At 38.0% G+C, this 23,688-nt stretch carries 22 protein-coding genes and 1 riboswitch; of the genes, 19 read left to right on the plus strand and 3 right to left on the minus strand.

Annotation, left to right across the window (positions count from 1 at the left end):
- Position 1 precedes the first annotated feature (1 nt).
- The 5 genes from resB (at position 2) to AC4NPH_RS13820 (ending at position 6,511) form a co-directional block, all read left to right on the plus strand.
- On the plus strand, positions 2-1,624 hold the full coding sequence (resB, locus tag AC4NPH_RS13800) for a cytochrome c biogenesis protein ResB (protein ID WP_013059053.1): 1,623 nt from the start codon (positions 2-4) through the stop codon (positions 1,622-1,624).
- An 11-nt stretch (positions 1,625-1,635) separates the two neighbouring features.
- Complete coding sequence (ccsB, locus tag AC4NPH_RS13805; RefSeq protein ID WP_013059052.1) at positions 1,636-2,814, plus strand: c-type cytochrome biogenesis protein CcsB; 1,179 nt, start codon at positions 1,636-1,638, stop codon at positions 2,812-2,814.
- A gap of 349 nt (positions 2,815-3,163) precedes the next feature.
- Positions 3,164-3,880 carry a response regulator transcription factor gene (locus tag AC4NPH_RS13810; RefSeq protein ID WP_013059051.1) on the plus strand — a complete coding sequence of 239 codons (717 nt, stop codon included), beginning with the start codon at positions 3,164-3,166 and terminating at the stop codon, positions 3,878-3,880.
- Positions 3,880-5,652, plus strand: coding sequence for an ATP-binding protein (locus AC4NPH_RS13815; RefSeq protein WP_028410715.1), 1,773 nt, complete (start codon positions 3,880-3,882; stop codon positions 5,650-5,652). The genes AC4NPH_RS13810 and AC4NPH_RS13815 overlap by 1 nt, the downstream gene beginning before the upstream one ends.
- Positions 5,653-5,821: 169 nt before the next feature.
- On the plus strand, positions 5,822-6,511 hold the full coding sequence (locus AC4NPH_RS13820) for a peptidoglycan DD-metalloendopeptidase family protein (RefSeq protein WP_013059049.1): 690 nt from the start codon (positions 5,822-5,824) through the stop codon (positions 6,509-6,511).
- Positions 6,512-6,542: 31 nt separating this feature from the next.
- Here AC4NPH_RS13820 and serA read toward each other — a convergent pair whose 3' ends face one another.
- Complete coding sequence (serA, locus tag AC4NPH_RS13825; protein WP_055992936.1) at positions 6,543-8,117, minus strand: phosphoglycerate dehydrogenase; 1,575 nt, start codon at positions 8,115-8,117, stop codon at positions 6,543-6,545.
- Positions 8,118-8,415: 298 nt separating this feature from the next.
- Positions 8,416-8,558, plus strand: a riboswitch (FMN riboswitch).
- A gap of 154 nt (positions 8,559-8,712) precedes the next feature.
- Between serA and AC4NPH_RS13830 the strand changes: the two genes are divergently transcribed.
- Positions 8,713-9,288 carry an ECF transporter S component gene (locus tag AC4NPH_RS13830; RefSeq protein WP_013059047.1) on the plus strand — a complete coding sequence of 192 codons (576 nt, stop codon included), beginning with the start codon at positions 8,713-8,715 and terminating at the stop codon, positions 9,286-9,288.
- 78 nt (positions 9,289-9,366) lie between these two features.
- Here the strand turns inward: AC4NPH_RS13830 and AC4NPH_RS13835 are convergent, their stop codons facing one another.
- The gene (locus tag AC4NPH_RS13835) at positions 9,367-9,615 is read right to left on the minus strand and encodes a ferredoxin (protein ID WP_013059046.1); all 249 of its coding nucleotides are present in this window, start codon (positions 9,613-9,615) and stop codon (positions 9,367-9,369) included.
- A gap of 257 nt (positions 9,616-9,872) precedes the next feature.
- Here AC4NPH_RS13835 and AC4NPH_RS13840 point away from each other — a divergent pair, with 257 nt between their 5' ends.
- The 10 genes from AC4NPH_RS13840 (at position 9,873) to AC4NPH_RS13885 (ending at position 19,297) form a co-directional block, all read left to right on the plus strand.
- Entirely contained in the window at positions 9,873-10,922 is a 1,050-nt protein-coding gene (locus AC4NPH_RS13840) for a YpbB family protein (RefSeq protein WP_013059045.1), read from the plus strand.
- A 23-nt stretch (positions 10,923-10,945) separates the two neighbouring features.
- Complete coding sequence (locus AC4NPH_RS13845) at positions 10,946-12,463, plus strand: RecQ family ATP-dependent DNA helicase (RefSeq protein WP_063672643.1); 1,518 nt, start codon at positions 10,946-10,948, stop codon at positions 12,461-12,463.
- The gene (locus AC4NPH_RS13850; protein WP_098239138.1) at positions 12,463-13,068 is read left to right on the plus strand and encodes a CPBP family intramembrane glutamic endopeptidase; all 606 of its coding nucleotides are present in this window, start codon (positions 12,463-12,465) and stop codon (positions 13,066-13,068) included. Before AC4NPH_RS13845 ends, AC4NPH_RS13850 begins: the two co-directional genes overlap by 1 nt.
- A gap of 88 nt (positions 13,069-13,156) precedes the next feature.
- The gene (locus AC4NPH_RS13855; protein WP_063672639.1) at positions 13,157-13,612 is read left to right on the plus strand and encodes a DUF2663 family protein; all 456 of its coding nucleotides are present in this window, start codon (positions 13,157-13,159) and stop codon (positions 13,610-13,612) included.
- A 54-nt stretch (positions 13,613-13,666) separates the two neighbouring features.
- Positions 13,667-14,041 carry a hypothetical protein gene (locus tag AC4NPH_RS13860; RefSeq protein ID WP_013059041.1) on the plus strand — a complete coding sequence of 125 codons (375 nt, stop codon included), beginning with the start codon at positions 13,667-13,669 and terminating at the stop codon, positions 14,039-14,041.
- A gap of 20 nt (positions 14,042-14,061) precedes the next feature.
- Positions 14,062-14,829 carry a metallophosphoesterase gene (locus AC4NPH_RS13865; RefSeq protein ID WP_063672637.1) on the plus strand — a complete coding sequence of 256 codons (768 nt, stop codon included), beginning with the start codon at positions 14,062-14,064 and terminating at the stop codon, positions 14,827-14,829.
- Positions 14,830-14,936: 107 nt separating this feature from the next.
- Positions 14,937-15,848, plus strand: a complete 912-nt coding sequence (locus AC4NPH_RS13870) for a MerR family transcriptional regulator (RefSeq protein ID WP_013059039.1) — start codon at positions 14,937-14,939, stop codon at positions 15,846-15,848.
- Positions 15,849-15,975: 127 nt separating this feature from the next.
- A complete protein-coding gene (locus AC4NPH_RS13875; protein WP_013059038.1) occupies positions 15,976-16,578 on the plus strand; it encodes a genetic competence negative regulator in 603 nt (200 codons plus the stop codon).
- 357 nt (positions 16,579-16,935) lie between these two features.
- Entirely contained in the window at positions 16,936-18,201 is a 1,266-nt protein-coding gene (locus AC4NPH_RS13880; protein ID WP_370506064.1) for a Glu/Leu/Phe/Val family dehydrogenase, read from the plus strand.
- A 124-nt stretch (positions 18,202-18,325) separates the two neighbouring features.
- Positions 18,326-19,297 carry a YpdA family putative bacillithiol disulfide reductase gene (locus tag AC4NPH_RS13885; protein ID WP_057273987.1) on the plus strand — a complete coding sequence of 324 codons (972 nt, stop codon included), beginning with the start codon at positions 18,326-18,328 and terminating at the stop codon, positions 19,295-19,297.
- 19 nt (positions 19,298-19,316) lie between these two features.
- Here the strand turns inward: AC4NPH_RS13885 and AC4NPH_RS13890 are convergent, their stop codons facing one another.
- Positions 19,317-20,288, minus strand: a complete 972-nt coding sequence (locus tag AC4NPH_RS13890; RefSeq protein WP_029320392.1) for an asparaginase — start codon at positions 20,286-20,288, stop codon at positions 19,317-19,319.
- Between the two features lie 198 nt (positions 20,289-20,486).
- Between AC4NPH_RS13890 and prsW the strand changes: the two genes are divergently transcribed.
- The 3 genes from prsW (at position 20,487) to ypeB (ending at position 23,583) form a co-directional block, all read left to right on the plus strand.
- Entirely contained in the window at positions 20,487-21,137 is a 651-nt protein-coding gene (prsW, locus tag AC4NPH_RS13895; protein ID WP_013059034.1) for a glutamic-type intramembrane protease PrsW, read from the plus strand.
- Positions 21,138-21,283: 146 nt separating this feature from the next.
- Positions 21,284-22,216: a spore cortex-lytic enzyme gene (gene sleB / locus AC4NPH_RS13900; RefSeq protein WP_013059033.1), complete on the plus strand. Its 933-nt coding sequence runs from the start codon at positions 21,284-21,286 to the stop codon at positions 22,214-22,216.
- Between the two features lie 17 nt (positions 22,217-22,233).
- Positions 22,234-23,583: a germination protein YpeB gene (ypeB, locus tag AC4NPH_RS13905; RefSeq protein WP_029320395.1), complete on the plus strand. Its 1,350-nt coding sequence runs from the start codon at positions 22,234-22,236 to the stop codon at positions 23,581-23,583.
- Positions 23,584-23,688 lie beyond the last annotated feature (105 nt).

Below are 23,688 nucleotides of genomic sequence, written 5' to 3' on the forward strand. Positions count from 1 at the left end.
AATGAAACACGTAAAATGTGAATGTGGACACGTTAACCCGCATGGTACGATTTTGTGTGAAGCCTGTGGTAAGCCGATTGCAGAAGAAACAACTGATAAATTAGTAGATATGCGTTATGAAGGAAGCGCAAGGCGATCGCAAACGTACAATAAAACAGTTATCGATAAAATATGGAACTTTTTCTCTTCTGTAAAAGTAGGTATTTGGATCATTATTGTGACGCTTGTTGCGTCTGCAGTCGGAACCATTTATCCTCAAGAAGCTTACATACCTCCTAATGTGACAGCAGATGAGTATTACCAAAAGGAATATGGATGGACAGGAGAACTTTATTATAAGTTAGGTTTTCATCATCTCTATGAATCGTGGTGGTACTTGCTTTTAATTGCTGCTTTAGGGATGTCGTTAGTCATTTGCAGTTTAGATCGAGTCGTGCCTTTGTACCGAGCTCTAAAAAAGCAGAGTGTAACAAAACATCCAAACTTCTTAAAAAGACAGCGTTTATATAGCACTTCATCATTGTGGACGGATCAAGATTATGAACATGTAAAAAGCATGCTTAAAAAAAGAAGATACTCCATTCGTGAAGAAAACGGCAATCTGCTGGCTGAAAAAGGACGCTTCTCAAGATGGGGTCCATATATTAATCATATCGGTCTCATTATCTTTTTACTAGGTGCTATGCTTAGATTTGTACCAGGTATGTATATAGATGAAGTTCTTTGGATCCGTGAAGGTGAAACAAAAGTTATTCCTGGGACGAACGGAGAGTATTTTTTGAAAAACCATCGTTTTACTGTTGAAACGTATGATAAAGATAGCGAAAGCGCCGTGTTCCAAGAAGCAATTGATCGTGCAGGGAATAATAAAGTAGCCAAAAAATATGAAGCGGATGTTAGTTTGTATAAGCGCGAAGGAAAGCTTATACCGGGAGCAGATCCAAAGTTAAAGAAAATAAAAGATTCAGAGATTCGGGTGAATCAGCCGCTTAAGTTTGAAGGATATGCCATGTACCAAGTGGACTTCAAGTTAAATGAGTTTAGCTCTATGTCTTTCCATTTAACAGATAAAAATGCAAATAGAAACGTTGGTTCACTTACAGTAGATTTACATAATCCAAAAGAAACATATGATTTAAAAAACGGATATAAAGTCAAGCTCATGAGTTACTTTCCAGACTTTTTCTTTGATGATGAAGGAAATCCAAATACAAAGACCAGAGTGCCTAACAATCCGGCTTTTGTATTTAAAATGATTACGCCTCAGCATAAAAAAGGGGAAGTTGCTTTTGTTGGAATTAGAGAGAACTTGGAGCCGCTAGGAAATAACGATTATAAAATGACCTTTGCTGGTGTGGAAACGAAAAATGTAACGGGATTAACCGTTCGCAGAGACTATACGCTTTGGTTTTTAGGAATTGGCGGAGCAATCTTTATGATTGGTGTGATTCAAGGGATGTATTGGAATCATCGCCGCATGTGGATTCAAAAAGTCAATAATGAGATATGGTTGGCCGCACATACAAATAAAAACTGGTATGGGCTTAAAAAAGAACTAAATGGTTTATTAGAATCAACATCCCTTACACAGCTGAAGGACCAAAATGATAAAGAAACAAAATAGGAGGAAAAAGCATGGATTACGCGAGTATAAGTAGTAATTTACTGTATGTGGCGTTTATTGCTTATTTAGTTGCAACCTTTTTTTTCGGAGGAGCTATTCGAGATAAGCGAGCAGCTCAAAAGAAAACAAAGTGGGCAACGTTTGGAATTGCGGTTACCATCATCGGCTTTATTGCACAGATTGGCTACTTTATTACAAGGTGGATTGCATCAGGCCACGCTCCTGTTAGTAATTTATTTGAATTTACGACGTTTTTTGGCATGATGCTTGTTGGCGCATTTATTGTTATTTACTTTATTTATCGTCTTAGCATGCTTGGACTGTTTGCATTGCCGGTGGCTCTTTTGATCATTGCTTATGCAAGCATGTTTCCAACTGAAATTACGCCGCTGATACCGGCTCTCCAAACGAATTGGCTGCATATTCACGTTACAACTGCTGCTACGGGTGAAGCCGTGCTTTCCATTAGCTTTGTTGCAGGATTGATTTATTTAATCAAAACGATTGACCAATCCAAGCGAAATAAAAAAGCATTTTGGCTGGAATTCATCCTGTATACGCTTATTAGTACGCTTGGGTTTGTAGCGGTGACGCTGACTTTTAATGCGGCTCACTACGAGTCATCATTTAATTGGGTTAATAAAAGTGGAGAACAAGAGCAAGTCGTATATCATATGGTTCCGCTAGTGGGACCGCATCAAAGTGAGTGGACAGACGGGAACGATATACAGCCGCTTATTGATATGCCCGCTATTATCAATGCTAAAAAATTAAATACGGTTATTTGGTCGTTAGCCGGTGGCTTTGTCTTATATTGGCTGATTCGTCTTATTTTACGGAAGCGAATTGGAGCTGCGCTGCAGCCGCTTGTGAAGCAGGTAAACAGCGACTTGCTTGATGAAGTAAGCTACAGAGCAGTGGCGATTGGATTTCCTATTTTTACACTAGGAGCACTTATTTTCGCTATGATTTGGGCTCAGATGGCCTGGACGCGCTTTTGGGGGTGGGACCCTAAAGAGGTGTGGGCGCTGATCACCTTTTTATTTTACGCCGCTTTTCTTCATCTTCGGCTGTCTAAAGGGTGGCACGGTGAAAAATCAGCTTGGCTGGCAGTTGGCGGGTTTGCCATCATTATGTTCAACTTAGTTGCTGTGAACCTAATTATTGCAGGTTTACATTCATATGCGTAACCTTTAAAAATAGAATAGAGGCTGAAACAAAGATATTTTAGTTGAAGGAAGATCCGAACGAATGAGATTCTTGATGGAGAATCTCATTCGTTCGGATTTTTTCATTGAGATGGTGAACGTAGGGTTCATGTATGTAGGTGCTTATAGCCGTGCAACAAGCGATCCCTACTAGCTTCTTTATTTTATTTATTCAGCTGTAGATTGCATGGATTTCGTTGCGTCTCAGCTTCTTTTGGGTAAAAAAAGCTGTTTTTTGTAAAGGTGTTCACGAATTGTCACATTGTTTGGGTATCATAAGTAGAACTCGCCGGTTTTTTTTTGTACACTAAGACTAGGAGGTTGAAAATACATGCAAAACGAACAAAGATTACTGCTAGTAGACGATGAAGATCGCATTAGACGATTGTTAAAAATGTACTTAGAAAAAGAAGGATACATCATTGAAGAAGCAGCCGATGGGCATGAAGCAATCGAAAAAGCGTTACACATAGATTATGATTTGATTGTATTAGATTTAATGATGCCCGGCATAGACGGTATTGAGGTTTGTAAACAAATTCGGGAGAAAAAAGCAACTCCTATTATCATGCTTACAGCTAAAGGGGAAGAAGTAAACAGAGTCCAAGGGTTTGAAGTAGGTACAGATGATTATATCGTTAAGCCGTTTAGCCCAAGAGAAGTGGTTCTTCGCGTAAAAGCACTGCTTCGACGTTCTTCTCAAGCAACGTTTATTCAACCAGAAACGAGCGTGAAAAATCTTATTGTCTTTGATCACTTAACGATTGATAATGATGCACATCGCGTTACAGCAGACGGAAAAGAAGTTAACTTAACTCCAAAAGAATATGAATTATTATGCTATCTCGCAAAAACGCCAGATAAAGTATATGACAGAGAGCAGCTGCTGCGTGAAGTATGGCATTATGATTTCTTTGGAGATCTTCGTACGGTAGATACGCACGTCAAGCGTTTGCGTGAAAAGTTAAATCGTGTATCGTCACAAGCGGCGAAAATGATTGTAACCGTTTGGGGAGTAGGGTATAAATTTGAGGTTGAAAATAACTGATGTTTTGGAGAAGTGTAGTTGGTAAACTATGGTTTACTATCCTATTGCTCGTCACGCTTGTTTTATTTATTTTGACCATTTTACTGCTTCAGTTTTTTGAAAATTATCATGTTGTAGATGCAGAAAACCGTTTAACTAAAACGGCTGCTAAAATCTCTACCATTGTGCAGGAAACGGACGATGAAAAACTAGGACTATCGATTGCTCGTGAACTTGCAGACCAAGCAAGTGTAGTTATTGTTCAAGACAAAGATTTTTATTGGCATTCCACACATCCTGATAAAGAAAATAAGAAAGCTATTTCGGCCATTGTTAAACAAAACGATCAGCTAAATCAAGTGGTTGAAAAAGGTAAAGTAATACGGGAAAAAATGTACATGACTACAAAGAAAGACACGAGTGATGAGCCTTTAATGTTTGTTGTCGGTGTACCTTTAATGAAAGATAACAAACCAACAGGCGGCGTTTATTTGTATCAATCTCTTTCTGAAATTGAAGAACCCGCTCAATATACGACTAAGTTCATTTTATTGGCTGCAGGTATTGCTATTATTTTAACTACTATCTTTGCTTTTTTCTTATCCACTCGAATTACAGCGCCTCTTAGAAAAATGAGGCAGGCGGCATTTGAAGTAACAAAAGGCAACTTTGATACAAAAGTACCTATTTTAACTCACGATGAAATTGGAGAGTTAGCGATTGCTTTTAATCAAATGGGCAGGCAGTTAAAGTTTAACCTCAATGCGCTCAATCAGGAAAAAGAGCAGCTTTCAAGTATTTTAAGCAGTATGGCAGACGGTGTTATTACGTTTAGTAGAGACGGATCGATTTTAATTACCAATCCTCCAGCGGAGCATTTTCTTCAGACTTGGTATTACGAGCAGGATGTCAACAATCAGCAGGTCCCTGAGCTTCCAGCAAACGTCGTCCATTTGTTTCAAACGGTAGTAGAGACTGAAACGGAGCGAAGTGCAGAATTGAAAATTCAAGGGAAAACGTGGGTCATTTTAATGTCACCGCTCTATAATCAAACGAAAATTCGCGGTGCTGTAGCTGTACTACGTGATATGTCTGAAGAGCGTAAACTTGATAAATCGAGAAAAGATTTTATTGCAAACGTGTCTCATGAATTGCGTACACCTATTTCTATGCTTCAAGGTTATAGTGAAGCTATTATTGACGATATTGCAAGTACGGATGAAGAAAAGAAAGAAATTGCACAGGTGATTTATGATGAATCACTCCGTATGGGCCGGCTTGTAAATGAACTTTTAGATTTGGCGCGAATGGAAGCGGGACATGTGCAGCTTCACTTAGAATCTGTAGCAATGGTTGAATTTACAGAACGTGTTTTGCGTAAGTTTCAAGGGTTAGCTAAAGAAAAACATATTAAACTGTCTCTTAATGGAAAAATAGAAGATGAATTTGAAGCGATGATTGATTCAGACCGTATGGAACAAGTGCTGACAAACTTAATTGATAATGCGATTCGTCATACGGATGACTACGGAGAAGTAAAGCTGCATCTTGATAAAAGTCAATCCGAAATCCATCTTTCTGTTCAAGATACAGGAGCAGGCATTCCGAAAGAAGATCTTCCATTTGTATTTGAACGATTTTATAAAGCGGATAAAGCCAGAACAAGAGGGAAGTCAGGAACTGGTCTTGGGCTTGCAATCGCCAAAAATATTGTGGAGGCACATCAAGGGATCATTGCGGTTGAAAGTGAATTAAATGAAGGAACAACTTTCTTTATTAAACTGCCAAAGTAAGCACATGCTAAATAACAGTTTGTTCGGCTGAAATAATAAGAATAGCAAAGAGATGTGATTCAGTGGAAAATCACATCTCTTTATTTTTTCTATAAACAAGTCTAAAAGAGAAGGAATTGGCATATAGTATGTTTTGTGTGCAATGATCTACATAGGAGGTTCTTTCTTCATGATTGACGTGTTAAGAAGAATATTGGTTGTATTAGTAATGGGATTGTGTATAGGTCTTTTATTTTTGGGCGGGCAAATGGTAAAAGCAGAAGAGAAGCAGTGGGAGTGGCCGGTTGAAGGAGTCTTAACTGATATATTTGGTTCTCGTCACGCCAAACACTTTGGAATTGATATAGCAGCACCTGTTGGTACACAGGTGTATGCTGTTGCAAAAGGAGTGGTGAGCCGCTCTTACTATTCAAATACATACGGACAGGTTGTTTTTATCAAACAAACAAATGGATACGAAACGGTCTATGCTCATCTAGAGGAACGTTTTGTTGCAGAAGGAAATCGTGTAGCCGCAGGTCAAAACATTGGACGAGTTGGCAATACAGGGCGATCTTCAGGTGCACATTTGCATTTTGAAGTTCATCAAGAAAGTTGGAATCCGGATAAAACCAATGCAGTAAACCCACTTGCCAAATTGGACAAGCAAAAACTATCGGCATACGTAAAAAGCGATTTAGCTGCCACGGTTTTTCAGCAGTTACATCAGACTTCTGATAACTGTATTCTTATCCATCAAGGAGATACATTATCTGAGCTCGCAGTCAAATATGAAGTAGATATTGATCAGCTAAGAAAGTGGAATCATTTAGAAAATACGATGTTAAATGCAGGACAAGTGTTAAAGATAAGTCCATAAAAAAAGAGCCGCTAAGGCTCTTTTTTTAATGTCACAATTCAATACGCTGTATGGTCACAATTTCGCTTGTTTGTTTTAACGAGGAAATGACAGAATCATCTAAAAGTTTATCAAACGTAAGCATCATAATGGCTTCTCCGCCTTTTTGCTTACGGCCCACTTGCATGGTAGCAATGTTAATACGTAAATCTCCAAGTACTTTCCCTACATTTCCAATAACTCCGGGCTGATCACTGTGACGGATATAAAGAAGATGTCCTTCCGGATAAAAATCAATATCAAACGAATCAATATTAATAATTCGAGGTCCATAGCCTGCTATATAGGTGCCCGTAATGGTAAATATACGCTGTTCCCCTGTTACGGTAACGTCAATCATATTGGAATATCCTTGCGTATCTTCCGATGTTTTTTCACCAAATGTAATTCCTCGTTCTTTGGCAATCATAGAAGCATTGACTTCGTTAACAGGTGAGTCGATCCGATGAGTTAAAAAGCCTGATAACAAGCTCCGTGTAATATAAGTGGTTTCCAAATCCGTCACTGTACCTCCGTAGGAGATAGAGATATGCTGAACAGGTTCTCGCATGCATTGAGATAAAATGGCTCCCATTTGTTTAGTAAGGCTCGTAAACGGCTGAATTTTTTCAAAAACTTCTTTAGAAAGCGTTGGCAAATTAATGGATGAGCTTACAGGATTACCTTCTAGAAAACGCAGAACGTCATGTGCCACGTCCTCAGCAACGTTAAGCTGGGCTTCTTTTGTAGAAGCTCCTAAATGGGGAGTTGTAATAACTTGATCAAAATGTAACAAAGGGTTATCAATCGGCGGCTCAACTTCAAATACGTCAATAGCTGCACCTTGAACATGGCCAATTTCTAAATAATGAACTAAGGCTTTTTCATCAATGATTCCGCCGCGCGCGCAGTTTAATAAAAACACACCCTTCTTTGTTTTGGCTAATGTGTCATGATTGAGCAATCCCTTTGTTTCTTTCGTAAGCGGAGTGTGCACGGTAATTACATCCGCTGCTGCTAGTAATTCATCCAGGGATAATAGTTCTACTCCTAGCTTTTCAGCTCGGGAAGAGGTTAAAAAAGGATCGTAAACGTGAACGCTCATATTGAAGGCTTTTGCGCGTTTGGCAAGTTCTGAGCCAATTCGTCCAAATCCGATAATGCCCAGGTGTTTACGATTAAGCTCTGTTCCAACAAATGCTGAGCGGTTCCATTCGCGCGCTTTAACTGAAGCATTTCCTTGGGGGATATGACGAAACAAGCTAGCCATCATAGCAAATGTATGTTCCGCCGTTGAAATGGTATTTCCGTTCGGCGCGTTAATAACGACAACCCCTCGTTTGGTTGAGGCTTCAATATCAATATTATCGACCCCAACTCCAGCGCGAGCAACAATTTTTAAATTCGGCATTTTTGCCAGCAAATCCTCTGTAACCGTCGTAGCACTCCGTACTAAAAGCGCATCGTACGTATGCAAATCATTCTCAACTTCTTCAACTTTTTTTCGCGTAAGATTCACATGAGGAGCTTCAAGTAGTGGAGCAAGACCTTCATTGCTAATTGAATCAGCTACTAACACATTATACATGACGTGAACATCTCCCTTGGATTTTACTATCATCAAATATTTGATAATTTACCATGTTAAAAAAATTCTGTCAATTGTATTTTTCAAACTTTACGATTAGTTATCAAATACACAATTATAAGCGTAAATTGGAACTATAAATATGTCATAACGCTGTTGGTTATGCACTTATTTCCTTATTTTACATATAAAAACAGTAATGAAGTTTATAAAAGACATCAATTTAATATGAATTAAAAAACTTCTTTATTTACTTTTAATTCGAGATAACATATAATAAATTCATAATTAAATATTGGTCTATCTTCGGGGCAGGGTGAAATTCCCGACCGGCGGTAAAAAACAAATTGTTTTGAGCCCGCGAGCTTATATGTAATACATACGAGCAGATTTGGTGAAACTCCAAAGCCGACAGTACAGTCTGGATGGGAGAAGGTGGAGGTTCAGCGTTCAAAACCTAATGTGATGAACGTTTATTAAATATGCCTGCCATGTCTCCTCTCAACGAATCATTTGTTGGGAGGTTTTTGCGTGGGGATATAAAGTTGAACCTTTCTTCTTTGAAGAGTGGATCACAAAGAAGGAGAGAGGCAAGATGCAACAAAGTAAGAAAACTCAAAAGCTGGTTGTACTAGGAATGTTAAGTAGTATTGCTTATATTTTAATGATGATTAATTTTCCAATTCCTGGATTACCTCCGTTTTTAACAATTGATTTTAGCGAAATTCCTGCACTCGTAGCAGCACTTGTATTCGGACCGATGGCTGCTGTTATAGTAGAAGGAATAAAAAATTTATTGAATTATTTAATTCAAGGAAGTGCTACAGGGGTTCCAGTTGGTCAAGTGGCGAACTTTGTGGCTGGTTTACTGTTCGTTCTTCCTGTATCATACATGTTCAACCGATTTAAAACGGCTAAAGGCGTAACGATAGGTTTGGTTACGGGTACGGTGGTAATGACGGTACTCATGGCTGTCTTAAATTATTATGTCTTCTTACCAGCGTATACAATCTTCTTACAATCGCCAGAAATGTCTAGTGAACAAGCACGTCAATATATCGTTGCAGGTATTTTGCCGTTTAACTTAATAAAAGGAGCAGCAACAGGGGTTATCTTTGTCTTATTGTTTTCAAAAATGAAGCAATGGATCACGCGTCGCATTGCTGTTTAATTCAATCGCTCTCCCGGGGAGGGCGATTTTTATATATAAAAAAACCTGCAGCATGTACACTACAGGTTTGCTCAATACTTATTCGAATTTATTAGCATCGCCTTCGAATTTTTCATCCGCTACGCGAATTGAATCCGTAGGGCAGCCTTCCATTGCATCCATCATATCATCTTCTAGATCTTCTGGAATTTCTACTACACCTTGGTTATCATCTAATGTTACGAATGCAATACCTTCATCATCATAATCATAAATGTCTGGTGCTGCTGCTCCGCAAGCGCCGCATGCGATGCAAGTATCTTTATCAACAATTGTATATTTTGGCATAACAAGACCTCCTGTAAAGTGTTCGAAAATTTCTCATTATATAATCTCTTCGCGAATCAAGAGTGAAATTTCTCCTTATTCATTGTAAAATGATTTATAAAACTTTTCAATAGAAAAGTCACTGAGAATGCTTATCAAATCAAGGTTTCTTCACTTACCCAAACGTTTTGATACATAAAGGAAAGAGCTAAAAAGCCTTTATCTCACATGCTATTGGTCACTTTTGGTACAATGAATGAGAAAGGAAGTTGACACCTTTGAATTATATTCAAGTTAGCATTTTATTTTGTATAAAACAGTTAAAAGGTGAGCGAACCGCCTATGGTATTTATCATTTATTAACAGGTAAAAAGTCAGCTCAAACGATTCAAGACGGAAAAATTTTTGGAATTTCGTTTCTTTTTCAGTCATTTGTTTACTTAGATAAACGGTCTTTTGAAACCTGCGTTGCATATTTAAAAGAACAGCAGTATATTGAAGAAACTGAAAATCAAAAGTATGTGATGACAGATAAGGGACAAGCACGCCTTGAAGATGAACTGACGGCTCGACCCTTTCATCCAGCTTTAGACGGATGGAAATTCGCAAGCAGTACTCAATTATTTTTAGCAAGAATCACTTTGTTCATTCAGACCTTATCAAACCTACAGTATTTTCAAAAAGGGTTTTTACCCATTTCCAAAAATCCTGAGGTTATTCAATGGGTCAAAACTTATATTATGTCTCAAAAGCAAACGCGTCAAGAGTTAGCGGCCGAGCTATTCGAAGAGCTCCGAACGTGCTTGAAAGGTTGTACGGAACGGGACGCGTCTCTTTTTGTTTTGCAACTGACTGGATACCAAAGAGTAGGCTTTACAAAAAATCAGTTAGCATATCAATATGAACTCGATGAGCATTATGTTCATATTCAACTTTTAGGGGTTATTCACCATATCATTGAAAAAGTGAGTAAAAATAATGAAAGCTTTCATGTACTTTCTTCTTTTTTACGTGATCTATATTTAGAATTGCCTTTGACAAGCTCGACGTTAAAAACGTATAGCTGGCTTCAAAAAGGCAAGACGCTTGAAGAAATTGCTTATATAAGGCGTTTAAAAGAAAGTACAATTGAAGATCATATTGCAGAATTAGCTCTGTTTGTTCCATCTTTTTCAATCGATGCATACGTATCGCCTAAGCAGCAGGAAGAAATTGTCTCAGCCTTTGAAGGTTTGCGTACAAATAAATTAAAGGTGATAAAGGAAGAAGTAAAAGACGACGTTACCTATTTTCAGATTCGTCTCGTATTAGCAAAACATTTTACCTGATACTAAAAAAAGTGGTGTTTGATGTGAAGATAGAACAACTTCTACAGAAACAATTTGGCTATAGCCAATTTCGACTAGGACAAAAAGAGATTATTCAAGATATTTTAACGGGTCATAATGTGTTAGCGGTTCTTCCTACAGGAACAGGAAAATCATTGTGCTATCAGCTCCCAGCTTATTTGTTGAACCGACCGGTGCTGATTGTATCTCCTTTAATTTCACTGATGGAAGATCAAGTTCAACAACTAAAGGCAAGCGGAGAAAAGCGAGTTATTGCCTTAAATAGTTTCCTACAACAAGAAGAAAAACAACGAGCGCTAAAAAATTTAGCTTTTTATCGTTTTATTTATGCATCTCCTGAAATTTTGCAAAATGCTGTTGTAGTAGAAGCATTAAAGCAGGCAAAGGTAGGCCTTTTCGTTGTGGACGAGGCGCACTGTATTTCTCAGTGGGGACATGATTTTCGTTTAGATTATCTACAGCTAGGAGATATATGGAAGGAACTTGGCAGTCCGCTATGTCTGGCATTAACGGGAACTGCGACTAGGGAAGTAGTGGAAGATATTAAGCGCTACTTATCGCTTCCTGCTGTCAACGAGCACATCTATTCCATGAATCGAAGTAATATTGCGATGAAAGTTGATTTTGTTGCAAGTATTGAAGAAAAAAAAGAGAAGTTACTGATGTACGTTAGTGAACTGCAAGGTCCGGGAATTATCTATTGTTCCAGCCGATCTTGGACAGAAGCATTAACACAGCTTCTAAAGGAAAATGGGATACAGCGAGTGCAGTATTACCATGGGGGAATGGAACCGAATGAAAGAATGCTTGTTCAACAGCAATTTTTAGAAAATCAGCTTGATATCATTTGCTGCACAAGTGCATTTGGAATGGGGGTTAACAAATCGAATGTTCGCTTTGTTATTCATTTTCATACACCTACGCAGCTAGAAGCATATGTACAGGAAATTGGAAGAAGTGGACGCGATCAGCGAAACAGTATTGCGATCTTGCTTTATGCTGAAGGAGACGATGATTTTGCTCATTCTTTACTTGAAATTGAGCTTCCTTCTTCAGATACCATCTTATACTGCTTGTCGTATTTACGAAACCATGATCAGGCCATTCCTTTAAAACAAGTAGAGTCTCACTTTCTTTATACAGTGGGTGTTCAAGAAACACATTGGCGATTTATTCGTTATTATTTGTACAGAGAAAATGTAGTGGAAAATGAACATGTTGAACCCTGGAAAATTCCTGAATCGCTGCATGAAACGATTGTTACAGCTGTAAATAAACGTCTTCGAAACAAACATGACAAGTATCGTGCGATGAAGGGGTTTATTGAGACAAAAGAATGCCGTCGTCACGTGCTGCTTGGCTATTTCGATGAAACGGGAAAATCAGAGCTTGAGAATTGTTGCGATTGCTGCGGCTTGGATTTAGAAAACTATAAAAAAACAAATGGTGAGCAGGAGCAATGGACATTTCAAGGCTGGGAATTAGAATTAGCTCGTTTGCTTCGTCAAGGAGAGATATAATGGTAAAATCACAGCAAGAGCTTATTTCATCCATGACAGATGCAGAGCTAGTTAAAAATTTATATGTAACACAGCTGCTCATCTGCTTCATTGCTTTAGGCATCGGTTTTTTTACATTCGATTCGTGGAATTCCTTTTTGCAGTTTTTTCAGCTGGATTGGTCTTCTATTTTATTGTACGGGGGAGGGACAGCTCTCTTGGTAGTAGGAGGAGATATACTTCTAATGAAATGCGTACCTGAGCATTTATACGATGACGGAGGGATCAATGAACGTTTATTTGCTAATCGTTCTGTTCCTCATCTGGTTCTTATTTGCCTAATCGTTGCATGTTCAGAAGAAATACTATTTCGAGGGGTTATACAAGTTCAGTTTGGCCTTTTTTGGGCGAGTATCGTATTTGCACTCGTTCACATTCGATATTTAAAAAAGTGGTTTCTTTTTATTTCGGTTGTGTTTTTAAGCTTTTTAATAGGGTTACTTTTTTGTTGGACTGAAAATTTGTATGTCACGATTTTTACTCATTTTCTCATTGATTTTTTATTAGGCCTGCAGATACGAAAATCAAAAGGGGAATCTGCACAGCCAGAAGAACTAATGCAGTAAAGGTTAAGGAAACAGCCATTATTTTCAGTGCTACCCACATAATCTTTTATGTTCCCTCATATGTTGTACTAGCATACGAGGGGGTGGAATGATGGAAAACAAAGTGATAGACTTTGAAAGCGATGAAACACTTCAATATATATTAGCGAGCGTTATTAAAAGAAAAGAGACAGTCAATAAGCTGAAAGCTAAAGAGAAACAATGGAAGCTCTTGTTTTTAGCCAGTGTAACGGCTGTTATTAGCTACTTTTTTTTCATATTTCAAAGCGGTTTTTTTACGACGTTTAGCGAATTTTTTTCATTTTTGTTAGGCAACATGGGGCATTTGATGTTTCTATTGCTTACCGTCTCACTTTACTTTTATACTGTACAGCTGCGGAAAAAAAGCGAGAAAGCAGAAAAGACTTTTCAAGATTTGCGCTGTGAGATTATTAAAAGAAGCAAAGAGTTATGGGCGACGCCTGAAACATGGGAGCACCGAAAAGAAACGTTCCGCTGGATGCAGTCAACCTATGGAATTAATTTATATCATGAAAACAAATAGAATCGCATGAAAAAGCCTCTTTTTACATAGAAGTTTAGTGAAGGGGGTTTTTTTGTGAGGGATTGGTTTAACTTGCTGGCTGCGTGGTTATGCAGTTATTATATCAGCAGTTTAACGGCTGTAGGCTCAAAAGCTTCGTTAACCTATTTACTTATTCAAATGATTTTACATCCGTTAGATGTGTTTAGTGTTATAATCTTGTTTTTTACGGCTCTTTTTTGCCTGTCGGCGGCAGTTCGTAAAGTGTTTCTGCAAAGTCGGTTGCTTCTAAAAGGCTATAAGGTAAAATGGCATGAATACCTTGTTTCATGTCTATGTGTGATAGGAATTTTATCGTTAAGTGCAATTGCGCTTTATCAAGTAGTAGGTTTGTTAACAATTGCGATAATTTATGCCCTTTCTTCTTTAACAGAAACACACCGGGTATAAAATGAAAAGAAGGAGAATATATGGTTATTCTTTTAATTGTTTTAGCGTTAGGCATAGGCTTGCTGATTTTTATGTTTTCAGAAGCCCATCGTACATATGTCGAAGAAAGAACGATTCATTTATCAAGATTTCCTGAAAATCAGCAGCCTTTGCGCCTGTTTTTTATATCGGATATACATAAGCGAACAGTTTCGTCGAAGCTGTTGGAAAAAATACCGGGCGAAGTAGATTTTGTGATCATAGGCGGTGATTTATTAGAAGGAGGAGTCCCTTTATTGCGGGCTCGTCAAAATATTCAAAAGCTTAAAACGCTAGGACCCGTCTATTTTGTGTGGGGAAATAATGATTACGAAGTAAGTCAAATGCAATTGAAGCAGATGCTTAAAGATGAAGGAGTTATTGCCCTTAAAAACGAGCATGTCTTTGCCATTTCTAAATATGGTACTACATGCCATTTTGCGGGGGTAGATGATTTATCAGAAGGTCAGATAAATCTAAAGAGAGCTGTTTCTTCCATTGAACCTGAACAGCTTACCATTCTTCTAAGCCACAATCCTGATGTTATCTATTATGTAGATGAAGAATCAAAAGTAGATTTAATTTTGAGCGGACATACACACGGGGGACAGATACGCTTATTTAATTTTGGTATGTATGAATTAGGAGGGCTGAAAGAAAAACGAAAGATTCCTCTTTTTGTCAGTAACGGATATGGTACAACCTCATTGCCTCTCCGTTTACAAGCTAGAGCCCAAACGCATTATATCACTTTAAAAAGGAAAGAATAGCCTTGAACAAAATCTTTACATAGCATATACAAATTTTACACACAGGATAACTTATCCTATAATTCAATTAATAGATACAGTTCACGAAGAGTAGTTGGAGGTTACGTATGGCTCACGAAGGGAAGTATAATATTAAAGCCATCTCAAATATGGTCGGAATCCAGCCGGGAACTTTGCGTGCATGGGAACGACGTTATCAAATTTTAAATCCTGTCCGCAACGATTCGGGGCATCGGTTATATACAGAGGAAGATTTGCGGAAATTAAAATGGCTCACGGAAAAAGTGAGCGGAGGTTTTACCATAAGTCAAGCGGTTTCGTTATTAGAAACGGAAAGTAGTACAGTAGGAACGTTTGAAGAAGAAGGAGAAGTAGATTCCCCTCAAAAAATTAGGGATGAGCTGTTAACGATGCTTTTATCTTTTGAAGAAGGAAAAGCACAGGATTTAATTAATCATGCTTTTAGCCTGTATTCGGTAGAAAAAGTGGTTATTGATATTTTGGGTTCTCTACTCGTGACGGTTGGAGATATGTGGGAAAAAGGGCAAATTACAAGTGCTCATGAGCATTATACGACTCAAGTATTAAAAACGCGTATCAGCATGATTTTTTATTCGCTGCCTTCAAATGGCTTATTGCCTAAAGCGATTGCTGTATGCGGGCCTAACGAGACACATGAAGTGGGACTCCTAATCTTTACGCTATTTTTACGCCGTAAAGGGTTTGAGGTTATTTATTTAGGAAGCAGCATTGAAGATAAAGATGTTGAGTTAATTGTTAAAGAAGTAGACCCAACGTTTTTATTTATGTCATGCACAATGATGGAAAATGCCGAGAAAACACTAAATTTGACGAACCAAATGATAAAGAAATTCCCGCATCTCAAAGTAGGATTAGGCGGTTATGTGTTTGATGGTTTAGATAGCAAAAGAAAAGGCGAGGCCCAGCCGTTTATTTTAGGAAATACAAAAGAAGAGTGGAACAGCTGGCTAACAAAAAAATTAGCAGAAATTGATTGAGAATAGCTTGTCTTTCCTATCATAAACCTGTAAACTCGTAAGTAAACATCACGAACCGTTTTCCAAAAAATACATATACTGCATTATCGAACCATGTGGTTATGAGTGCAAGCGGGGAGGGACGCTAATGAGGCTTGAACGATTAAACTATAATAAGCTAAAAGTTTTTTTGACCTACGATGATTTAAAAGAAAGAGGGTTAACAAAAGAAGATCTATGGACAGATACATTCAAAGTAAAGCAGCTCTTTCGTGAGATGATAGAGCAAGCTTCTCAAGAACTGAACTTTGAACCTACAAATTCTCTTTCGGTAGAAGTTTTTTCACTTCAAGCACAGGGAATGGTTGTATTTGTGACAAAGCAGTATGAAGAAGAAACCAGCTACGGTGAGTTAGATGAAGATGAGTTCGAAGACTTCATTGAAATGCAGGTCATGCTAGATGAAAGCGAAGACATGTTTTTTGAGTTTGATTCATTTGAAGATGTCATTCAGCTGACCAAACGCATGTCAAACTTTTACGATACGGATAGCGTGCTCTATTCATTTGAAAAACGTTTTTACGTGCTGTTGGATTATCACATGCTGTCACCGGCTGAAGTGGGGAATATGATTGCGGTTTTGGCGGAGTATGGAAATCCCTCTACAATTACAAAGCACCGCGTAAATGAATATGGAAAAATGTTAGTAGAAAAGAGAGCTTTGGAGTATATTAACTCTGTCTTTTCTTAACTGTTTAATTGAAATAATTACACCCGTGAAGGATAAAGCACTTTTATTAAAATAAGAGTGGCTGCACTTTCAGCTTGTACAAAGTTGTTGAAAGTGCTCTTTATCACCGGGTGTTTTTTATTTTTTTTAGACGATTAAAGCATACTAGAAAAGAGGCAGACTTAAAACATTGTAGCATACCTTGTAAAGTTAATGGAAGCGTTTTCTTAGAAGAACACAAAAAATACTAAAAGTTCGATATTTTCCTTTGCAATGTAAAACTAAGGGTGTATACTATGTCATGAAAGAAGCACCATTCAATTAAAAACGAATAATTTTCGATACATTTTAGGAGGTTTACAGATGGTAGCCGACAAGATGCAAGACAGTAAAAATAGTCAAGAAGAGAAGCATGATGTTTTAAAATCTACACAAACAGTGATACATAAAGCGTTAGAAAAACTAGGCTATCCTGATGAAGTGTATGAACTATTAAAAGAGCCATTACGAATGATGACAGTAAAAATTCCTGTTCGTATGGATGACGGATCAGTTAAGATTTTTACAGGTCACCGAGCGCAGCATAACGATGCAGTTGGTCCTACGAAAGGCGGAATTCGTTTTCACCCAAACGTAACTGAAAAAGAAGTAAAAGCTCTATCTATATGGATGAGTTTAAAATGTGGAATCGTTGACCTTCCTTACGGTGGAGGAAAAGGTGGAATTGTTTGTGATCCTCGAAATATGTCTTTTGGAGAATTAGAGCGTTTAAGCCGCGGATATGTTCGTGCGATTAGCCAAATTGTTGGACCAACAAAGGATATTCCAGCGCCGGATGTGTTTACAAATTCACAAATTATGGCTTGGATGATGGATGAATACAGCCGGATTGATGAATTTAACTCACCGGGCTTTATTACTGGAAAGCCCCTTGTCTTAGGTGGTTCGCACGGCCGTGAAACAGCGACTGCAAAAGGAGTAACTATCTGTATTCGTGAAGCAGCGAAAAAACGAGGCATTGAATTACAAGGTGCACGGGTAGTAGTACAAGGGTTTGGAAATGCAGGAAGCTTTTTAGCTAAGTTCATGCACGACGCTGGCGCTAAAATTGTAGGGATATCCGATGCGTACGGAGCGCTGCATGACCCTAACGGTTTAGACATTGATTATTTATTAGATCGACGCGATAGCTTTGGTACAGTAACGAAATTATTCAATAATACAATCAGCAACAAAGAGCTACTTGAACTTGACTGTGACATCCTAGTTCCAGCTGCGATTGAAAATCAAATTACAGAAGAAAACGCCCATAACATTCAAGCGAGTATTGTAGTAGAAGCAGCAAATGGACCAACAACTCTTGAAGCAACGCGCATTTTGTCAGAGAGAGGAATTTTATTAGTTCCAGACGTTTTGGCAAGTGCCGGAGGTGTAACAGTCTCTTATTTTGAATGGGTGCAAAATAACCAAGGTTATTATTGGACGGAAGAAGAAGTAGAAGAAAAGCTTGAAAAAGTAATGGTTAAATCATTTAATAACATCTACGAAACCTCTACAACTCGAAAAGTCGACATGCGTCTAGCTGCTTATATGATAGGCGTAAGAAAAATGGCAGAAGGCTCTCGTTTCAGAGGCTGGATTTAAAAACAGAACAGCAGAACAATTGCGTAAATAGAAAAAATCTCCTATCATTAATGAGGAGATTTTTTTGTTTTACACTGCGTTAAAATAAAAAAAAGGTGCGTTTACAACTGAAGGAGTGACAGGCATGAAGAAAGAAAAAGTAATTATTGTTGGCGGAGGACCATGCGGCCTTTCAGCAGCTATTGAGCTTCAACATACAGGTATTGATGCCCTTGTAATTGAAAAAGGGAACATTGTGAATGCAATTTATAACTATCCTACCCACCAAACGTTTTTTAGTTCGAGTGAAAAACTAGAAATTGGGGATGTCCCTTTTATTACCGAAAATCGTAAGCCTGTGCGCAACCAAGCTCTTGCTTACTACCGAGAAGTGGTGAAGCGCAAGCAAGTTCGAATTCAGCCGTTTGAACGTGTCTTGCAAGTAGACAAACAAGCGGAAAACCAATTTATTGTCACAACATCTAAAGAGACATATGAAGCGGAGAATGTCATTATAGCTACGGGCTATTACGATCATCCTAATTATATGAATGTGCCTGGTGAAGATTTATCAAAGGTATTTCATTATTTTAAAGAAGCGCATCCGTACTTTGATAAAGATGTAGTCGTTATAGGCGGAAAAAACTCTAGCGTCGATGCAGCTCTGGAATTGGTGAAGTGTGATGCAAGGGTGACGGTTATTTATCGTGGCTCAGATTACTCACCTAGCGTAAAACCTTGGATATTGCCTGAATTTGAGGCGCTAGTTCGAAATGGAACAATTGGGATGCATTTTAATGCTCATGTAACAAAGATAACGGATGAAACGGTAACATATGAGCAGGAAGGGAAAGAATCTACGATTAATAACGATTTCGTTTTTGCCATGACTGGCTATCACCCTGATCATTCGTTCTTAACAAAAATGGGTGTGGAATTAGATGATGAAACAGGCCGCCCTTCTTTTAACGAAGAGACGATGGAAACAAACGTGGAAGGAATTTATATCGCTGGTGTGATTGCTGCAGGAAACAATGCTAATGAGATTTTTATCGAAAATGGACGTTTTCATGGAAAATCAATTGCTTCTCATATTATCAACAAAAACAACGCATAGGCTTCTATGCGTTGTTTTACTAATGATTAAATAGCTGCTGCAGCTCATCATGATTCGTTGTTACTTGGAGAGCAACTAACAGTTTAATGCGTGCTTTAGGACCATTTAAGCCATTTGAAAAAATAACGCCCATCTCTTTCAACTGCTTGCCACCGCCTTCATATCCATATACATCTTGGGCAATTCCATTAAAACAGCGAGAAACGAGCACGATGGGTATCTTTCGCTCCAAAAGCAATTGAATGCCTGGAATTGTGAGAGGAGGTAGATTTCCTTGACCGAGGGCTTCAATTACAAGTCCATCAACATTCATTGAAGCCACTGCTCGAAATAAATGGTCGTCCATTCCTGCATAAGCTTTTAATAAAGTGATTTGTTTATCTATCTGATTGACAGGATAAAATTCATGTTCTGTAGGCATGTGGTGAAAAGATACGCCGCGTTTTGTGATTAATCCTATTGGCCCGTACTGAGGGCTTTGAAATGTCGCCACGTTGCTTGTGTGGGTCTTGGTCACATTTTCAGCGGTATGAATTTCATCGTTCATCACAACTAAGACACCTTTTCCCTTTGCACCGTCACTAATAGCCACCCGAACCGCAGATATAAAATTATAAGGACCGTCTGAACCAATTTCATTGCTTGATCTCATGGCTCCAGTTAAGACAATTGGAATATCTGTATGCACTGTTAAATCTAAAAAATAAGCGGTTTCTTCCAGCGTGTCCGTACCGTGGGTTAACACGACTGCATCAATTTTGCCTTCATTAATTTTATCGCGTATTTTTCTTGAAAGTATAAGCATTTCCTTAGGAGTAATGTGAGGAGAAGGCAGATGAAATGCTTCTTCTACGATTACATTGGCCATACCTGAAACAGATGATGTTGAGCGGTGGAGCGGATTTTGAATATCTGGTGTTACCGATCCAGTTGCCATGTCTTCTTTCATAGAGATTGTGCCGCCGGTGTGAAGAATATAAACAGTTTTCATAGAGAGCTCCTTTCAATTTTTCATATAAGTATGATACATTTTTTGGTATACTTGTTTAAGGTCTTTGTTAGGCTTTGTAAATCGACAGCAAGTTATGTGAGCATTTACATATAAAGATAAGGACATTATAGACGGAGATTTTCATCCTAAAGATAACATGTTACTATTAAAAAAAATAGAGGAGATGAGGCGCTATTTATGTTGGCGATTGTATCTGCAGGCATTGCGCCAGGATTGGCATTGTTAAGTTTTTTTTATTTGAAAGATGAATATGAAACTGAGCCTATTTCAATGGTATTAAAAACATTTATTTTTGGAGCAATGCTTGTTTTGCCAATTATGTTTATTCAATATGTATTTGGTGAAGAACACGTTTTTCAATCACCTTTTCTTCAAGCATTTTTTACGACAAGCTTTTTAGAAGAATTTTTCAAATGGTTCATTTTATATTTCACGATTTATCAGCATGTGGAATTTGATGAGCATTATGATGGAATTGTTTACGGGGCAGCTGTTTCATTAGGTTTTGCTACCGTTGAAAATATTTTATATTTATTTGCAAATGGTTTAGAATCAGCGCTAGGAAGAGCCTTTTTACCCGTATCTAGTCATGCTTTATTCGGCGTCATTATGGGGTATTATTTAGGGAAAGCAAAGTTTTCTGAAGGAAAGGAAAAAACGAAGTGGACGCTGTACTCCGTATTTGCGCCGCTCATTTTACATGGAACATATGATTATATTTTAAAAACAATGGATCATTGGGTATTTATTATTATTCCATTTATGATTTATTTATGGTGGCTGGCGTTAAGAAAAGTAAAAAAGGCCAAACAGCCATCGATTGTCTAGGCTCAGCTTGTAAATCTTTTTTGAGAGATTTACGAGCTGAGTTTTTTTCATTTCGGTAAATTTTGCGCATCTTGTATAAAAAAACAACCTTTACAAAAAATACTCCTATCATCTTATCAGTTACATACGATGTAGGAGGTTTTGTCATGTTATCATTTCGATGTTTTAAAAAGTATGCATGTCTCATATGCATATGTTCATTTATTGCAGCATCCGTTGTGAGTCCAAAGGCCGCTCACGCGTTTTCAAATCAAGTCATTCAACACGGAGCAGTTGGAGATGACGTTATTGAGCTGCAGTCGAGACTTCAGTATTTAGGTTATTATAATGGGAAAATTGACGGTGTATTTGGATGGAGCACATACTGGGCACTGCGCAATTTTCAATATGAATTTGGCATTAAAAAGATTGACGGTTTAGCAGGCTGGCAAACAAAGATTAAATTAGCCAACGCAACAAAATATCACGAAAACTATGTGAAAAATCAAATTAGAAAAGGGAATAAGTTTACGCACTATGGCGGTCAGCCTCTTGATCAACAGTCTAAAGGAAGCGGTAGCAGTGGGAAAAGCAGGGTGAACAATGGTCAGCAAAAAGCACAAAGCGGATCTTCTCAAGCAAAAAAACCTGCCAGTCAGCCGCAGCGTAATACGTCTAAAGGAAATTCTGAACAACAGAAAGAAAAAGCACAAAAGCCAACAGCGGTGAATGTACCAAGCGGTTTTTCACAAAACGATATTCAGCTCATGGCAAATGCCGTGCATGGTGAAGCACGGGGTGAACCATATAATGGCCAAGTAGCCGTAGCGGCCGTTATTTTGAACCGAGTTAACAGTCCGTCATTTCCAAATACAGTCGCTGGAGTTATTTTTGAACCGCGTGCATTTACTGCCGTAGCAGATGGGCAAATTTGGCTTGAACCCAATCCAACATCTAAAAAAGCGGTTATGGATGCGATTAACGGATGGGATCCTACTGGGAATGCTATTTATTACTTTAATCCGGATACAGCAACAAGCGCATGGATTTGGTCACGTCCTCAAATTAAGCAAATCGGGAAACACATTTTCTGTCGATAAAGAGAGGTGAAGGAAACATGATTCGAACAATTTTAATTGTATTATTAGCTATTGGTGTTGTAGGTGTAGGGTATTGGGGGTACAGCGAACATCAAGAAAAAGATGCTGTGCTGCTTCAAGCGGAGAATACGTATCAACGAGCATTTCATGATTTGTCATATCAGCTAGATTTATTAAATGATAAAATTGGTGGCACGCTCGCCATGAGTTCGAGAGATCAGCTTTCGCCCGCGCTTGCAGAAGTATGGCGTTTAACTTCTGAAGCTCATAACAATGTAGGACAGCTGCCTTTATCGCTTTTACCGTTCAATAAAACAGAAGAGTTTCTTTCAGATGTTGGTGACTTTACGTATAAAGTGGCGGTAAGGGATTTAAGCAAATCCCCCCTAACAGATAAAGAGTATAAAACGTTAAATTCGCTTTATGATCAGTCAGGCGAAATTCAAAATGAAATGCGCCAAGTACAGCATCTAGTCATTGATAATAACTTGCGCTGGATGGATGTTGAGCTAGCCTTAGCCACAAAAGAAAAGCAAGGGGACAATACGATTATTGACGGATTAAAAACCGTTGAAAAAAGTATGGATTCTTTTGCCGAAACAGATTTAGGCGTTATGAATGCAACGAATGAGCAGGAAAAAAACGCTTTTCATCAATTAAAAGGTAGAGAAGTTAGTGAAGATGTTGCAAAACAAGTGGCGCGTTCGTTTTTGAATTTAAAAGGAAATGAACAAATTCATATTGTAAAGAGCGGAAAAGATGCCGATTATGAGGTGTACAGCTTAACCATTACAGATCCAAAGACTAAACAAGAGACGTATATGGATATTACACAAAAAGGTGGATATCCGCTTTGGGTGCTCGAAGATCGAGATATTAAAAAACAAAATATTAGTTTAAACGATGCTATGAACAAAGCGACTAAGTTTTTAAAAGATCATCGTTTTGAAAGCCTAGTGATGGCTGAAAGCGCTCAATATGATAATATGGGAGTCTTTACATTCGTAGAGCAAACGGAAAGTGGAGTTCGGATTTATCCCGATTCAGTTAAAATGAAAATGTCTTTAGAAGATGGATCTGTGATTGGTTTCTCAGCTAAAGACTTCTTATTAAAACATCGTACAAGAGATATTCCAAAACCTAAAATTTCGAAAGAACAGGCAAAAACCAAGCTGAACTCGAATGTAAAAGTGATGGAAGAACGCTTGGCAATTATTACGAATGATTTAAACGAAGAAGTGCTATGCTATGAGTTTTTAGGGACAATAAAAAATGATACGTATCGTATTTTCATCAATGCCGATACGGGTTTTGAAGAAAAAGTCGAAAAACTGCAAAACTCAGAACCTTTATATAATGAAGTGTAAAGTTGATAAAAACCGGTGTCTATAGACACTGGTTTTTGTGTTTTTTAATATTTTATTGAGTCTAAATAACTAATTTATATTTACAAAATAAACATATTTGACTAT

This window comes from Priestia sp. MDV22-iso46 (assembly GCF_058629175.1).